This is a genomic window from Roseovarius albus (assembly GCF_900172335.1).
Classification (GTDB): domain Bacteria; phylum Pseudomonadota; class Alphaproteobacteria; order Rhodobacterales; family Rhodobacteraceae; genus Roseovarius; species Roseovarius albus.
In genome coordinates this window covers 12,631-27,370 of the sequence record NZ_FWFX01000015.1, presented here as the reverse complement: position 1 = coordinate 27,370, position 14,740 = coordinate 12,631, and the positions used below count along the sequence as shown (strand labels likewise).

The 14,740-nt window shown below is 53.9% G+C and carries 10 protein-coding genes; 7 read left to right on the top strand and 3 right to left on the bottom strand.

Annotated elements, in window-relative coordinates; translation table 11 throughout:
- Nucleotides 1-9 precede the first annotated feature (9 nt).
- From ROA7450_RS17945 to ROA7450_RS17930, 4 genes are all read left to right on the top strand, one after another.
- On the top strand, nt 10-984 hold the full coding sequence (locus ROA7450_RS17945) for a phosphatase PAP2 family protein (protein ID WP_085807333.1): 975 nt from the start codon (nt 10-12) through the stop codon (nt 982-984).
- A 23-nt stretch (nt 985-1,007) separates the two neighbouring features.
- Nucleotides 1,008-2,552, top strand: coding sequence for a S8 family peptidase (locus ROA7450_RS17940; RefSeq protein WP_085807332.1), 1,545 nt, complete (start codon nt 1,008-1,010; stop codon nt 2,550-2,552).
- A 417-nt stretch (nt 2,553-2,969) separates the two neighbouring features.
- Nucleotides 2,970-3,980, top strand: a complete 1,011-nt coding sequence (locus ROA7450_RS17935) for an NAD-dependent epimerase/dehydratase family protein (RefSeq protein ID WP_085807331.1) — start codon at nt 2,970-2,972, stop codon at nt 3,978-3,980.
- Nucleotides 3,981-4,158: 178 nt separating this feature from the next.
- Nucleotides 4,159-5,733 carry a SulP family inorganic anion transporter gene (locus ROA7450_RS17930; RefSeq protein ID WP_085807414.1) on the top strand — a complete coding sequence of 525 codons (1,575 nt, stop codon included), beginning with the start codon at nt 4,159-4,161 and terminating at the stop codon, nt 5,731-5,733.
- A gap of 861 nt (nt 5,734-6,594) precedes the next feature.
- Here the strand turns inward: ROA7450_RS17930 and ROA7450_RS17925 are convergent.
- Entirely contained in the window at nt 6,595-7,197 is a 603-nt protein-coding gene (locus ROA7450_RS17925; protein WP_085807330.1) for a flavin reductase family protein, read from the bottom strand.
- Between the two features lie 80 nt (nt 7,198-7,277).
- On the opposite strand from ROA7450_RS17925, the gene ROA7450_RS17920 reads away from it, so the two are divergent.
- The gene (locus tag ROA7450_RS17920) at nt 7,278-7,763 is read left to right on the top strand and encodes a GNAT family N-acetyltransferase (protein WP_085807329.1); all 486 of its coding nucleotides are present in this window, start codon (nt 7,278-7,280) and stop codon (nt 7,761-7,763) included.
- A 158-nt stretch (nt 7,764-7,921) separates the two neighbouring features.
- On the opposite strand, the gene ROA7450_RS17915 is transcribed toward ROA7450_RS17920, so the two are convergent.
- Complete coding sequence (locus ROA7450_RS17915) at nt 7,922-10,417, bottom strand: SEL1-like repeat protein (RefSeq protein WP_085807328.1); 2,496 nt, start codon at nt 10,415-10,417, stop codon at nt 7,922-7,924.
- A 15-nt stretch (nt 10,418-10,432) separates the two neighbouring features.
- Nucleotides 10,433-11,359, bottom strand: a complete 927-nt coding sequence (locus ROA7450_RS17910) for a GlxA family transcriptional regulator (RefSeq protein ID WP_234999587.1) — start codon at nt 11,357-11,359, stop codon at nt 10,433-10,435.
- Nucleotides 11,360-11,455: 96 nt separating this feature from the next.
- On the opposite strand from ROA7450_RS17910, the gene ROA7450_RS17905 reads away from it, so the two are divergent.
- On the top strand, nt 11,456-12,616 hold the full coding sequence (locus tag ROA7450_RS17905) for an acyl-CoA dehydrogenase family protein (RefSeq protein WP_085807327.1): 1,161 nt from the start codon (nt 11,456-11,458) through the stop codon (nt 12,614-12,616).
- A 108-nt stretch (nt 12,617-12,724) separates the two neighbouring features.
- Nucleotides 12,725-14,740, top strand: a complete 2,016-nt coding sequence (locus tag ROA7450_RS17900; RefSeq protein ID WP_085807412.1) for an acetate--CoA ligase family protein — start codon at nt 12,725-12,727, stop codon at nt 14,738-14,740.

The following is a 14,740-nucleotide window of genomic DNA, read 5'->3' as shown; positions in this document are numbered from 1 at the left end:
GGGGGGAATATGTCCAAAGACCAATTAAACCAAGTGCATGAGTGCGATGACCTCGCCGATTTTTTAAATTCCAGTAAAATTTATGTGGGTCCCAACGGCCTGAAATTTGACGATGCCCGAGACGAGGGCGCAGTCATCAATGTTCAACAACGGTCCGGAGCGGCCGGGGCAGGGGCGGTCAGTTCAGTGCGTATGGTGCTGAATAAGAGCGCGTTGAACAAGTCCGCTCTAAACAAGAACAAAAACAAGAACAAAAATAAAAACAAGAATAAAAACAAAAATAAGAACAAGAACAAATTGCAGGCAGCCAGCGCGCAGGGTTCTACCGGTGCCTTGATGCCGACTGAGGCGTTCCTAAGCCTGCATCGCGCCGGTCTGGGTGATATGAATAAAAAGCTTCCCGGCGAATGGACATTGATCGACATTCCGCCGCCACCCGGTCCCGACATGAGCCGACTTGAGACCAAGCTGCTTTTGTCGATGCAAAACAACCTCAAAGAGCGGCAGATGCGCGTTCCTGATATCCTTCAGGAGGCGACCATGGATCTAAGCAATTTCACTCGCCCTTTGGGCATTGATGGCTTGGCCGGATTTGAAGAAACCGAAGCCTTGTTTTTGGAACTGCTCACCGTTTGTGAATATGTTGGGCTGTATTACAAAAGCACCTTCGGCCGCCTACGACCCAATCAGGTTGAGCCGCGCCTCAATCCGGTTCTGCCAAATCCGGCGCACGAGGCCTATCCAAGCAATCATTCTTTCCAGTGCCATTCGATCGCCTATGCATTCAACGTGATCCTGCCAGAACATCCCGCGACAAATATCCTGTCCGAGGCTGCCCTGAATGTGGCGCAAAACCGGGAGTGGGCGGGCTTGCATTATCCCAGCGATACCGAGGCAGGGCGACTTTTGGCGCGTAAATTTGCACCGCTCTTCGCCGAGGCTTTTGAAGATCGCTATCAAGCGGTTCAGCAAGAGTGGATTTGATTTGAGATTTTGAAAGACGAAGTATGATGAAAAAAAAATGTGACAAAAACGATCCGTCAAAGTCAGACTATTACTATCTTTGGCATCTGGTTTCCCTCGGGGTGGTGAGCCTCAAGAAGAACGGCAAGGACTTCAGCCATACGCTGTGGGACAAGCTGGAAAAAAAGGACTGCCTGACGCCGTCCAAAGTGTTGATGCTGGACGTGGGCTGCAGCTCTGATCATCCCAACCTCAAGGGGCGCGTGGATCGGGAGAATTCGATAGATTTTACCATCACCCCGTATGGGTCTCGTCTGCACAAAGGCGATGATCCCGGACCAGGCGACGAGAATTTCAAAGACCTCGATACCGAAGGTTTGGTACTTGAGCATCTGTCTGCAGATGATGACGCCTTGTTCGAAGAGGTGGTTCAGCACCTGAAAGCGTCAAAAGGCTACATGCGTAGCGCAGGCGATTCCGAAAAACTGTTCTCCTCACACGGTACGGCGATCACGGGTCTTGCTGTCGGCGGGCCGGAAATCACCGACAAGGAAGATGAGCCTACGCCCGGTGTCATACCCTATTTCGGTGTGGATCCGTTTTCGAAGCTGATTTCAATCCGCACTGGGTTCGATGATGATCCGCTACAGTTTGCGGCCGCCTTGCTTTATGCTTGGATGCTGAAACCTGATGTCATTATCATGCCACGCGGCCTACCTGACCCGAAGGCCTCTGCTCTGGAACCTTCAGATGACTTTCAGGCCGAGCTGCAAAGCTGGGCAAACCGCGAAGCGGCTGACCTTTTGCACCGGATCGAGTTGATGGAGGCCCATGCTGCCGGATTCGATCCAAAGGCATCGCAACCCTTTGACAGTAAAAAACGGCTTTGGGTGGTGGTTCGCGCGCTGTTCGTAGCGCTCAGCAAACACGTTCCCATCGTCTGTGCATCGGGCAACGAAGGCGAAAGTCAGATGTCCTATCCTGCAAGCCTTGCGACACGCGAAAATGGGATCATCTCCGTCGGGTCGGTCAGTGCGTTGGGGTACCGTTCTGGTTACTCCAACTATGGCGAGGGGCTGACACTCGTGGCTCCTTCGGATGACATGGAAGTCTTTAACCGCCATCAGCTACGCGGCAATGACAAACAGCTTAAAGAGTTCGAGTATCTTCTACCCGAAGGAGCTCTGGAAATCCCTTACAGCAAGCAGGCCCTGCTGGCGACCGATGTGCCTGGTCGTTTCGGCTATGATATCGGTGGCGATGTTGAGGATGGAGAAGATGACGACCAAACTGGGCTCTATACGCAGTTTGGCGGCACGTCAGGTGCCACGGCCTTGGTCGGCGGTGTAATTGCCCTGATCCGCCGCGCTGAACGACGCGAACTTTGTGAATGCAATGTGCGGGATGGATGCGACATCAAGGCTCTGCTGGTCGAAACCGCGCGCCGCGATATGCCAACACCCGATGGCGACATTAATCTGCACACCGACAGCATGAACCGCGAAGGAGAAGAAGCTCTGCCATTCGAATCGTTCTTTGGTGCAGGGTTGGTCGATGCCATGGCTGCCGTCAAAAAAGCGCTCAAGTGATTCGTCAATTTGCGTAAATATCCTGTTGCCACCGATCAAAAATCGGTGGCAATTTCACAAAATTTGGTATTTATTTATATTTAAATCAATAGATTGACGGAATTCAGCGGAACATTAACGCTAGATTTTCGGAACATTGATGCCCTTACGTCAATTTGTAGAGGTGTTCCAAATTGCTCGTCCGGCAAAGATATTTTTCATAGCAAGTTTGTTTTTATTATCCACTGGCGATTTGGAACACATCATCTCTCCCTGAGTACGGGCAGTCCCTATTGCAATCCGGTGTCCCGCCGGATTGCAAATTTCTTCTGCAAAGACGTAATTCGCTGCACATGTGCATCTATTGTTTGGTGTCTGCACGGAATTGACGCTAATGGTGGTTCCATTGCACGTAAGAATTCAAGTCAGGCGAGGGGCATGAGAGTATTCATCACCGGAACGGCGGGTTTCATTGGCTTCCATTTGGCAAAACTTTTGTTGGAAGAAGGTTGCACCGTTCATGGCTTTGACGGGATGACAGATTACTATGACGTCCGCCTAAAACAGCGGCGTCATCAGATTCTGCTTCAGCATCCAAACTTCTCTGCGACCGAAGCGCGCCTTGAAGATGTTGAAACGATTGACCGTGTTACCGATGCGTTTGAGCCTGAGATCATCGTACATCTCGCCGCGCAGGCCGGAGTGCGCTACAGCCTTGAAGCGCCGCGCGCTTATGTAGATGCGAATGTTGTGGGCACGTTCAACATCATGGAGGTGGCCCGGCGGCATCAGGTCAAACACCTACTGATGGCGTCGACGTCATCTGTCTATGGTGCCAATACAGAAATGCCCTATGCCGAGACGCACAAGGCCGACAGCCCGATGACGATATACGCCGCCACGAAAAAGGCGGGCGAAGCGATGGGCCATTCCTATGCGCATCTGTGGAATATCCCGACCACGATGTTCCGCTTTTTCACTGTTTATGGCCCCTGGGGGCGGCCTGACATGGCGCTGTTCAAGTTTGTCGATGCGATCCTCGAAGGGCGACCCATCGATGTCTACAACCATGGTGAGATGTATCGTGATTTCACCTACATCAACGATCTGGTGCATGGTTTGCGCTTGCTGATCGACAAAGCCCCGGAACGCCCTGAAGCACCCGAGGATATTCCCGACTGGGATAGCCTCTCGCCCGTCGCCCCGTACCGCATCGTCAACATTGGAAATTCGCAAACGGTCAAGCTGCTTGATTTTGTCGACACCATCGAGGCCGAGCTTGGCATACCCGCTAAACGCAATTTGATGGAAATGCAAAAAGGTGATGTGCCCGCCACCTGGGCCGATGCAACCTTGCTGCGAAACCTGACCGGTTATGCCCCGCAAACGGAAATAAAGGACGGTATTGCTCAGTTTGTGGCGTGGTTTCGCGACTATTACCAGAAATAGATGGTTGCCGGGCCGGTGCCAAGGGCGGTATAGGCTGCGCGGATGGGGAAGAACCCACCGTTCACCCCAGCTCAATTAACACGCGTTATCAACCGCCGACGCCCCGGACAAACAGGATACCCTCAAGGTGAAAAAGCTATTGCAGACTGGCCTCGCCAATCGTCTGGATCTGACCGGCATGAAGCGCAACCCGCAAGAGCCGTTTACAGCCGCCGGTATCCGAACAGAACTGCTGTCCGGCCTGACCGTTGCCCTTGCTCTCGTCCCCGAGGCCGTGGCCTTTGCCTTTGTCGCTGGGGTCCATCCGCTGGTTGGCCTTTATGCGGCTTTCCTTGTCGGCCTGATCACTGCGCTCTTTGGTGGCCGTCCGGGCATGATCTCCGGGGCCACCGGAGCGCTGGCCGTGGTCATGGTGGCCTTGGTGGCGGAACACGGCGTTGAATATCTGTTCGCCACCGTGGTGCTGATGGGCATCCTACAGGTCATCGCTGGAGTCATGCATTGGGGCAAATTTATCCGCCTTGTGCCGCATCCTGTAATGCTGGGCTTTGTCAACGGGCTGGCGATTGTGATTTTCCTTGCACAGCTGGGGCAATTCAAGGTGCCGGGCAGTATGGAAAACACCGGCCACGGGATGAGCGGTGGCGAATGGCTCAGCGGTGGGGCGCTTTACACCATGCTGGGTCTGGTTGCGCTGACGATGGCGATTATCTGGGTCATGCCACGCATAACCAAGGTTATTCCGGCCCCACTGGCGGGCATCGGCGTTGTCGCCGCCTTGGTGATTGGGTTTGGTTTGGAGGTCCCCCGCGTGGGCGATCTGGCGTCTATCGAGGGCGGCCTGCCCATGTTCCACATCCCAATGGTGCCTTTAAACTGGGAGACCTTTGAGATCATCCTGCCCTATGCCGTTATCTTGGCTGCCATTGGCTTGATTGAAAGCCTTCTGACACTCAACCTTGTCAGCGAAATGACTGGTAAACGCGGTGGCGCAAGTCAGGAATGCGTGGCGCAAGGTGCGGCCAACGTTGTCACCGGTTTCTTTGGTGGCATGGGCGGCTGTGCGATGATCGGTCAGTCGATGATCAACGTCAAATCCGGCGGTCGCACCCGTCTGGCAGGCACGGCAGCGGCTATCTTCCTGCTGATCTTCATCCTGTTTGCCTCGCCATTGATTGAACAAATCCCCCTAGCTGCCTTGGTCGGTGTGATGTTCATGGTGGTGATTGGGACATTCGCATGGAACTCACTCACCATCATGCGCAAGGTGCCACTAACCGATGCGCTGGTGATCATTTTGGTGACGGTTGTGACCGTGAAGTACGACCTTGCCATCGCCGTTGTCGTCGGTGTGATCGTTTCGGCACTGGCCTACGCCTGGAGCAACGCCACCCGCATCAACGCCGACACCGAAGAAACCGAAGATAAAAAGGTCTACCGCATCCAAGGCCCGCTGTTCTTTGGCTCTGCCGAAGGTTTCTCAGAACTCTTCGATCCCAAGGGCGACCCAGATTTGGTGATCGTCGACTTTGCCGGAAGCCGTGTTGCAGACCAATCGGCCCTTCAAGCAATTGAAGCCATTGCCCTGAAATACGAAACGGCCGGCAAACGCATCCAACTGCGCCACCTCAGCCGCGACTGCCACGGGTTGCTGAAAAAAGCCGGCCACCTGATGGTCGACAGCGCCGACGACCCGGACTACGAAATCGCGGTCGATTACGGTGTAAGAACCGGAATCTTAGGCGGACACTAAACCAAGAAGGGGCGCTAGAAGGCGCCCTTTTTTAAATTGTTGGACAATACCACATCTGACTGTTTAACAGAATTTAGATGGTCAAAACTATTGGCAGTCAAAAGCCCAAAATGGATATGCTCTATTTAAATAAGACCGCTCAACTCCAACGCCAAAATATTGGCGTAATTCTTTTTTATTTCACGAGTTAAATCATTGTTTCGGAGCCCAGCAACTTGAAACTAGTAATTGTAGTCGGTCTGATTAGTTTTTTTCATGTCTGCTGATGCGCACTGTTCCGCTTACAATCGCCGACAGAGCAAATTCACTCGAACACAACAATGAATTCGGTAAGATCTATCTACCACGAGCGACAGCTCTACTTTTCATTTTCTTTTTTTTTGACGTTTGTTGGGTTGAGTGCGTACCTTATTGTCGACTTTCATCTTTGTTCACCGGCTGTCTCGGATTGGGTGCTATGGCTTTTATTGGGTTGTGTCGTATTTTTTAGCTACTGCGTGTGGGGAACCTGGTTCGCATCCAAAAGTGAAGGCTCTGTGATTTGGGATGAGCGAGGAATAGAAGGGCCTTGTCGGTTTTTACCGATACCCTTTAGGTGTAACCGCAAGCAAATGCTGTGGCAGAACATAATGATTTATCAAGAGGTGGATCACGGTCTTGTAATAATTAGGTGTAAAGATGGATCAAAAATATATTGGGCCGACTACTTTATCGGAGCTGATTTTCTAAAAGCTGTTATCTATAACAAATGTCCTGACGTTGTGTTTAAATAAGCTGCTAAATTTAGGCCTAAATGGCAGCTTTGTCCGCAAAGCTGACTTTGTATCTCTGACTTGCTAGGGATAAACTGATTGAGTTATTCTAATCCGGCCGCTCCAAACTGAATGCCTCGCGCACCACCGTGTAATCCTTGTACCCCATCCGGGCAAGCGGGTTGAACGCGAGCACATCAAACGCGCCGTCTTTCAGGCAATCGTCGCGCATGTGCACGCCCTTCACCTCGCCAAACACCGTGTAATTGGATTGCCCAGGCAATTTCACAATCTGCGTTAGTTTGCATTCCAGCGCTGCCGGGGCTCCGGCAACGCGGGCGCAGGTAATGATCTCACACGCCACCTTCTCCAACCCGGCCAGCGCGAATTCATCCTCACCCTTGTCATACATCCCCGAACTCGCATTCATCGCATCCCGCATCGCATATTCCACGATGTTCACGCAAAACACGCCTGTCTCGCGAATGTTCGCCACGCTGTCCTTGGTCCCGTCCTGATCCGCCTTGGCCGAGGTCGAGGCAAACATCACCTGCGGCGGCTCATAGGCCACAGCATTAAAGAATGAGTAGGGGGCAAGATTGTCATTTCCTGCACTATCCCGTGATGAGATCCAGCCAATCGGCCGGGGCGTCACGATGGCGTTGAACGGGTTGTGCGGCAGGCCGTGGCCGTCCTTTGGCTGATAAAACATGCGTGCCCCTGTCAGAGTTGTTTGAACCCGGTCTACTCTCGTGTTAGCCCACGTGCCAGCAATTTCCCGATGAGGCGCGCGTGTTCAAACTGGCGGCAGAAACCGAGGACGACTGGTGGGAGGTCGAGGCCCTCTATGACCTGTGCTTTGCACCGGGGCGCGAGGCTTTGTCGTCTTACCGCCTGCGCGATGATATCTCGCCCGTGCCGCACCTCAGCATGGCCGCCCGCGACCCCGAGGGCATTCTGGCCGGCGCAATCCGCTATTGGCCCGTGCGCATTGGTGATCTGTCCGTTCTGCTGCTCGGCCCCGTCGCCGTACACCCAACCCACCAGGGCGAAGGTCTGGGCGGGTTCCTGATCCGTGAAAGTCTGGAAGTCGCCCGCGATCTGGGCTGGGAACGGGCCATGCTGGTGGGCGACGCGCCCTATTACAACCGCTTTGGTTTTGAGAAACTCAACGGTGTGATCATGCCGCCCCCCACCAACCCCGAACGGGTGCTGGGCTATGAGCTAATCAAGGGCGCTTGGGGTGGCATCACGGGGGAAGTCAACCGCGTGGCCTAAGATCGCCGCTGCTGATAGTTATTGACCGGTAAGAGAGTGCGGACATTCAATCTTAGAAGGCTAAGCTGTTGCTAGGTGAGGCAAATGGTACATTTGAAACGCCGCCATATAATGGCAGCTTCGGCGGTACTTCAGAAGGTGTTTATGGTTCATTATGCTCACTTTATGAATTTCGGCTTCCATACGTTTAGATTTGGATGGCCCGCATTTGCCCAGTTCTCTAGAGATTCAGAATAAGCGACAGTCATCAGTTTTGCCTCATCAGATTGTAAGCCTATTTGGAGTTCATTGATCGTAACTTGGACACTATTGTAAAAACTTAATGCCGCTTCTGTTGTTAGTTGCGGAATTTGAACTGCTTCCCCTCCTTCTCTGAAGAATATCTTTGTCCATTCATGCATTGAGGATTTCGCAGAAAAGTCAGGCGCTTTCTCGTTAAACTTTGTCAGAAGGACGTGGCATAACCCAGCGATTTGAAACAGCTTAGATGGGTCTTTAATCAGCGAATGAGAACGTTTTTCATCCTTATCTTCGCGGACCAATCTACGATAATCTAAATAGACCGCCGATTCTGGGTCCGCAATCAACGCATCAGCGTTTGCCACATCGCTCTTCATAGCGTTAAATTGGCCTGCTTTATAAGTCTTGGCCAGTTTGGATAGAATATCGCGATCACTGTAGTTTTCTATTATCTCAAGCAAAGACCAACACTTAAATACCTGATCACGGGTACGAAGCGGATATCCGGCCAGTGTCTGAAGCGATTGATCGCGGCAAATGCCAGAAGCTGCGCCAAGTTGACTGTCCGCGATGCAGGCTAATGAGTAGTACTTCGAAGCATTCGAGGCGTTTGCAACGACCCCTTCACCGTCAGCGTACTGCCGTGCCATATAATAGCAACTATCACCTACACCATTTTTGCAAGCGAGATCAAAATATTCTGGCGCTCGCGACCGCCCGCCAGCCGAAAAATCTCCAGAATAAAAAAGAGTCAATCCAGCTTCGTGGCAACCCGCGAAAAAATCCAATGAACACGCGCGGGCGTAGTTTTCAAAAATTGTTTGGCCGTCAAATTCGACACCACCCAATTTGGTCTTGTGAGCACTAGCAACTTCATAGCATGATTCAGCATCATTGAGAGCACATCCGCTATGAAAGTTTTTGTATGCTGCAACTGCATCAATTGGAAGCCCCTCACCAGATAAGCGTAATGTGGCTGCTTTTCTGCAGGATCTAGAATCTTCACCGTCACAAGCTTGTTCAAAATAATTGACGGCTTGTCTTGCATTTACATCGGATCCTTGCCCTCTTTGATACCAGTCACCAGCTATACTGCATCCGTTAACTTCGCCTCCTTCGCAAGCTTTCTCGATGTACGAGAGCCCTTTTACTGGATCGTGTTCGCCAGCTGACCCCACTGAGAGCTTCATACCAGCGGGAACGCAGGACTTTGCGGCTCCGTTTTCACAACCCTTGACATAATAGGAGAGTGCTTTCTCAATATCCTTTTTAGCGCCAATACCTCTATCAAGTCGATATGCTGCATAGTAACAAGCGTTCCAGTTTTCGTAGTCGCAAGCTAAGGAGTAATATTTGGTTTCTTTACTAGTATCCGCCTCTACCCCATTCCCTTGGCCGTATAAAATAGCGGCATATGCGCAGGAACTACCATCCCGCTTGGCGCAACCCTGATCAAAAAGTCTGAATGCATGTTGAGCATCTTTCTCAAGAATCTGAACCCCTGCTTTATAGCAGGCTGAAGAATGCCCAAACTCACACGCCTTAGCATACAGCTTTGTTGCGCGAGATATATCTTTTTGCACACCATTACCCGAATCGTGCATCCACGCTAAAAAGTTGCATGCTTGAGAATCGCGAAATGTACATCCAGTTTCGAACCAGAAAATAGCTTGTGTGGCATCCTTGAAAGTTCCACGGCCATTAAACGACTGCCATCCAGCCCAATAGCATCCATAACCTGGGCGTACTGAACAGGCATTCGAAAAAATTGAATACGCCGCTGCCTCGTCTGTTTCGAAGACAAGTCTACCCAAGTTGGTGCAGCCTATAACAGCTCCCTTCTTGCAAGCTGCCTGATATAGTTCTTCGGCCTTTTCGAGATCCTTTTGAGTATTGCCAAAGCCATTTTGATAGATCAGCCCTAATCCATTGTCTGCCAACGCAAAGCCCTGCGATTGGGACTTTGTGAGCCACGGTAATGACTTATCGTATTCACCTGCTGCCATCAAAGCCCGTGCGTAGGTAAACCAAATGCTCGGCGCATTCGCATCACTGTTTGTCAAAGTACTTGCAATGTGCCCACAAACAGAGATTGCTTCAGTCACATCGATTTCTGAAAATTGAACCCCCGGGAGGCCTTCGGGTAGATTTGGATCAAGATCTATACCAGCTAAACTGAAACATTGTTCTGTGTCGCCAGCCTGTGCATAAGATGCGTTTGGAAACAGAGCGAGCACACCGGATACGAAAAAAGCTAAAAGAAATTTAAAGAACATTGGAACCCTCAAATCAAGATATGCTAAGTACATTGCCGAAAAATAGCCGAGCTGGCTACCCTGAGGTTCCCGCCAAACACACGAAGTACCGTCTAATTTAACTACTAAGAAAGAAGCCGTCTGATTTAGTGCCTTCATAGGTACGCAAAATGATCACGATACGCTTCGCAAACTCCTCGGTGTACAGCCAAACTCGGCCTTGAACGCGCGCGTCATGGCGCTGGCGTTTTCGTATCCGCAGCGATAGGCCACCTCCAAAATCGGTTGCTCTGTTTCCACCACCAGCTTGCGCGCCAAATTCAGGCGTAACCGCCGATAGACGGTCTGCGGCGTTGTCCCCAGCTCACTGCGAATGCGTCGCTCCAATGATTTCTGTGTGCATCCCGCACGTTTGGCCAGCTGCGCCAAGGGCAGTGGTGCCTCCAGATTCTCGGTCATCAGCGCCAGCGCCCGGTCTACGAACTTGTCCCGCGTCGTGCGGTATTCACTATGCGTGCCGCTAGGCCGGTTCGACATAAACAGTTGCGAGACCTCGATGGCCAGCAACTGCCCCTGATCGCGCCCGATCAGATGCATCACCAGATCAAACGCCGCCATTGCCCCCGAACAGGTGATGCGATTCTGGTCAATGACATAACGCTCCCGCACCGTCTCAATCTCGGGAAAGGCCTCAGAAAAGCTCTCCAACTCCTCCCAATGGATTGTTGCCCTGACCTCATCCAGCAGCCCCGCCCGCGCCAACAGCCAGCTGCCGGTATCCAGTGCCGCCATGTGCTCATACCGCCCTGCCGCTGCCCGCAGGTGCTTGGTCACGCCCCAACCGGTGATCTCGCGAAATCCATAGGAGGGCATCACCAGCAGCATCGTACCTGAGGTATCAGGCAGGGCCCCGTGTGGTGTCACCTGCAAGCCGCTGGAACTGGTCGCTGTCGCCCCATCCAAGGTCACATAGCGCCAGTCATAGAGATCCCGACCCGAGATCATGTTCGCTGCCCTGAGCGGCTCAATCGCATTGGCCAGACAGTGGTTGGAAAACCCGTCAAACAGCAGAACATCATAGGTCTGCATCGGAGTATTCATTTTTTGCCAATCTTGCATGATCTGCGCCCAATTCTGCACGCCATGCTTATGCAGGATGGCCTTTGTTTGATCAACCACCCTGTTAGGAGCCCCGCCATGCACTTTGGTCTGTCCGACGAACAAGAGATGATCGTCTCCACCGTTCGCAGCTTTGTTGAAAACGAAATCTACCCTCACGAGGCCGAGGTCGAACGCACCGGTCAGGTGCCGCATGAGTTGGGCCAAGAGATCAAGCAAAAATGTATCGATCTGGGCTTCTACGCTTGCAACTTCCCCGAGGAAGTCGGCGGTGCGGGCCTCAGCCATGTGGATTTCACGCTTGTGGAACGCGAGTTGGGCCGTGGTTCCATGGCGTTGACCCACTTCTTTGGCCGCCCGCAAAACATCCTGATGGCCTGCAACGATGAACAGCGCGAGCGTTACCTTCTGCCCGCCGTGCGGGGCGAGCGGATGGATGCTCTGGCGATGACCGAACCTGATGCCGGCTCCGACGTGCGCGGCATGAAATGCTCTGCCGTCCGCGATGGTGGTGACTGGGTGATCAACGGTTCAAAACACTTCATCTCGGGCGCAGAGCACGCTGACTTCTTCATCGTTTTTGTCGCCACCGGGGTTGATGAAACACCCCGAGGCCCGAAAAAACGCATCACTACCTTCCTGGTGGATCGCGGCACGCCGGGGTTTGAGGTGCGCGATGGCTACAACTCGGTCAGCCACAAAGGCTACAAAAACTGCATCCTCTACTTTGACAACTGTCGCCTGCCAGACGCGCAGGTCTTGGGAGAGGTCGACGGCGGCTTTTCGGTCATGAACGAATGGCTCTATGCCACCCGTATCACCGTTGCCGCTTTCTCGGTCGGTCGTGCGCGCCGCTGCTTTGACTACGCCCTGAACTACGCGGCCGAGCGCAAGCAATTCGGCCAACCCATCGGTAAATTCCAAGGCGTCAGCTTCCAGATCGCCGATATGATTACTGAGATTGACGCCGCTGATTGGCTGACACTGGCCTCGGCCTGGCGTCTGGATCAGGGCCTGCCAGCGAACCGCGAGATCGCCTCGGCCAAGGTCTATGCCTCGGAAACATTGGCCAAAGTCACCGACACCACGCTGCAAATCTTTGGCGGCATGGGGTTGATGGATGACTTCCCAATCGAACGCTTCTGGCGTGATGCGCGTGTAGAACGCATCTGGGACGGCACGTCTGAAATCCAGCGCCACATCATTTCTCGTGATCTGCTCCGTCCTCTGGGGGCCTAAGATCACCTTTCCCCGGCGGTACGCCAGCATCTGACAGGGTATTCGCTCTCAGCCTGAAGGATGCCAGCAACCGCCGGGGCCATTTATACTCTCACCATCTGGCCGCGCATGACTAAAAACCTCAAACGCCTGTTCCAACCCAAATCCATCGCCATCATCGGGGGCGGGGCCTGGTGCGAACAGGTGATCAAACAATCGGTCCGCATGGACTTTGCCGGGCAGATCTGGCCTGTTCATCCAAAGTCCGAGGAGATCTCGGGCTTTAACGCGTTTAAATCGGTGCAAGACCTGCCCGAGGCCCCCGATGCCGTGTTCATCGGTGTCAACCGCCACGCCACGATTCAACTGATCGGCGAACTCTCAGAATTGGGGGCAGGTGGTGCCGTCTGCTTTGCTTCGGGGTTTTCTGAAGCCGTCGCCGAGGATGAAGCCGGCCACGATCTACAGGCCGAGCTGGTTGCCGCTGCCGGCGACATGCCCATCCTTGGCCCCAACTGCTATGGCTTTGTGAACGCCCTTGATGGCGCGCTGCTCTGGCCCGATCAACACGGTTGCCAGCGGGTGGACAAGGGCGTGGCGATCCTGACCCAAAGCTCCAACATTTCAATCAATCTCACCATGCAGCAACGTGGCTTGCCCATCGCTTATATGGTCACCTGCGGCAACATGGCCCAGACCACGCAGGCGCAGATCGCTTCGGCGCTGATCGATGACCCGCGTGTCACTGCCGTGGGCCTACATATCGAGGGTTTCAAAGACCTGCGCGATTGGGAGGTTTTGGCTCAAAAAGCCCACGCCAAGGGCGTGCCTCTGGTCGCCCTCAAGGTGGGTGCATCGGAACAGGCGCAACAGGCTACCGTTTCACACACTGCCTCCTTGGCAGGTAGCGACGCAGGCGCACAGGCCTTCCTTGACCGCCTTGGTATCCCGCGTCTGGGTGCTTTGCCCGACATGCTGGAAACGCTCAAACTACTGCACTGCTATGGCCCGCTGCCCGATGGCAAGATAGCCTCGATCAGCTGTTCAGGGGGCGAGGCGAGCCTGATCGCCGATATGGCCGTGGGCACCGGGCTCGACTTTCCAAAACTCACAGACCGCCAGAAAGCCGCCCTGCGCGCGGCACTCGGCCCGATGGTCGCGTTGAACAACCCGCTCGATTACCACACCTACATCTGGCGCGATCAGGATGCGATGGCGCAGGCATGGTCTGGCATGACCGGCGATGACATTTCGATGACCTTCTCCATCGTCGATTATCCCACCACCGACCCCATCGACTGGACCTGTGCCACCAATGCGGCGTTGAAAGTCCGCGCTGATACCGGCGCGCGCTTTGGCGTGGTCGCAACCCTGCCGGAACTGCTGCCCCAGGACGTGGCTCAACAACTGATGGAGGGCGGCGTCGTCCCGATCATGGGCCTGCGCGAGGTACTGTCGGCCACCAAAGCCGCCTCCAATATCGGTGTACCCTCCGCAGAACCCGTCACCATCCCCGGCGAGATCGGTGAGGCCCAACTGGTCAGCGAGGCCAACTCAAAGGCAGCCCTTGCCACACACGGTCTGCCCACCCCACAAAACCGCTCGGTCCGGGGCGAAGGTGAAGCCGCCCAAGCCTCGCAAGAGCTGCGCCCGCCATTCGCCATTAAGGGCGTCGGTCTCGCGCATAAATCAGAACACGCCGCTGTCCGCCTGGAGATCATGCCCGAGGATGTGGCCGCCACCGCCAAGGACATCGGCACCGGTGAGATCTTGATCGAGGAAATGATCACCGGCACCGTCGCTGAACTGTTGGTCGGCGTGGTCCGCGATCCGGCGCATGGCTACGTTCTAACCCTTGGGGCAGGGGGTGTGATGACCGAAATTCTACGCGATACCACATCGCTGCTTTTACCTGCCTCGGCCGACGACATCCGCGCGGCTTTGGGCAAGCTCAACATTGCCCCGTTGTTGGCGGGCTATCGTGGCAAACCCAGTGCTGACATGGACGCCATTGTAAACGCTGTCGACTCGGTGCAGGCCTACGTGCTTGCCAACACCGACACCGTCAGCGAAGTTGAAATCAACCCGCTTCTGTGCACCCCCGACCGGGCGGTTGCGGTAGATGCGCTTATCCGAAAGGCTTGA